At 74.6% G+C, this 914-nt stretch carries 2 protein-coding genes; one reads left to right on the top strand and one right to left on the bottom strand.

Annotated elements, in window-relative coordinates; translation table 11 throughout:
* The first annotated feature begins 68 nt into the window (after positions 1-68).
* Positions 69-431 carry a signal peptidase I gene (locus K6I34_RS37515; RefSeq protein WP_229332477.1) on the top strand — a complete coding sequence of 121 codons (363 nt, stop codon included), beginning with the start codon at positions 69-71 and terminating at the stop codon, positions 429-431.
* Between the two features lie 124 nt (positions 432-555).
* On the opposite strand, the gene K6I34_RS37510 is transcribed toward K6I34_RS37515, so the two are convergent.
* Positions 556-914, bottom strand: a 359-nt coding sequence (locus K6I34_RS37510; RefSeq protein ID WP_229332476.1) for a LysR substrate-binding domain-containing protein, incomplete at its 5' end; no start/stop codon positions are given.

The raw sequence follows: 914 nt of genomic DNA, 5'->3' as shown, positions 1-914 counted from the left end.
CCGAACCCACCGACCCCGCCGACCCCATCGCCTCCCTACCGGTCCACATCGCCCCGGCGTCCGAGCACATGGACGACAGCGTGTACGTGGGCAACGCGGGCAAGGACGCGGCACTCGACCGGGGTTGGCTCCTCGGGCACTTCAAGGAGGACGGCGACCCTCGTCGGAGCGACGCCGTGGAGGTCAAGTGGGGTGTCCATGCCCGGGGCGACCGGCGAGCACGGTGGGTGCGGGGCGAGCAGCGTACGGCGGTGCTGGTTCTCGTCAGCGGCCGCTTCCGCGTCGAGCTTCCCGGCCGCAGCGTCCTCCTGGAACAGCAGGGTGACTACGTCGTGTGGGGTCAGGGCGTGGACCACTCCTGGGCCGCGGAGGAGGATTCGGTGGTGCTGACCGTGCGGTGGCCGTCCGTCCCGGGATACGCCGTCCCCTGAACGACGACCGGATCGGCCAGCAAGGCCGCCCGCGCGGTCGAAGAAGAGTGCTCCGGCCGCCGCCCGCCTCCGCCGCGACGACCGGGCCCGCCGCGGAGCGGAACAGCGGAGCGGAACGGTCGCCTCACCCCCGCGTCAGCGACAACAGCTCCCGTGCCGGCCCCACCGGCCGTTGCCCCAGGGGCCAGACCGCTCGCAGGTCGCGGCGCAGCCGTACCGTCACCGGGATCTCCACCAGGCGCCGGGCCGCGAGTTCCTCCCCCACGGCCAGTTCGCTGAGGACCGACGGGCCCAGGCCGCTGACCACGGCCGACTTCACCGCCGTGGTGGAGGCGAGTTCGAGCAGCGGGGCGGCCAGGCCGCCGTGCGCGGCGAGGGCCGCGTCCAGGACCTGGCGGGTGCCCGAGCCGCGCTCGCGCAGGATCAAGGGGGTGGCCGCCAGTTCCGCCGGGGGGAGCGGGGCGCGGCGGCCACCCCCTTGAT

Source organism: Streptomyces sp. UNOC14_S4 (genome assembly GCF_020740835.1).
Lineage (GTDB): Bacteria > Actinomycetota > Actinomycetes > Streptomycetales > Streptomycetaceae > Streptomyces.
Note: the sequence above shows the minus strand (reverse complement) of the source record. Positions and strands in the feature narration are given on the sequence as shown.

What these genes read in the sequence shown, in the direction of transcription:
- K6I34_RS37515 (WP_229332477.1), top strand. Translation starts at nt 69, where the DNA reads ATGGACGACAGCGTGTACGTGGGCAACGCGGGCAAGGACGCGGCACTC.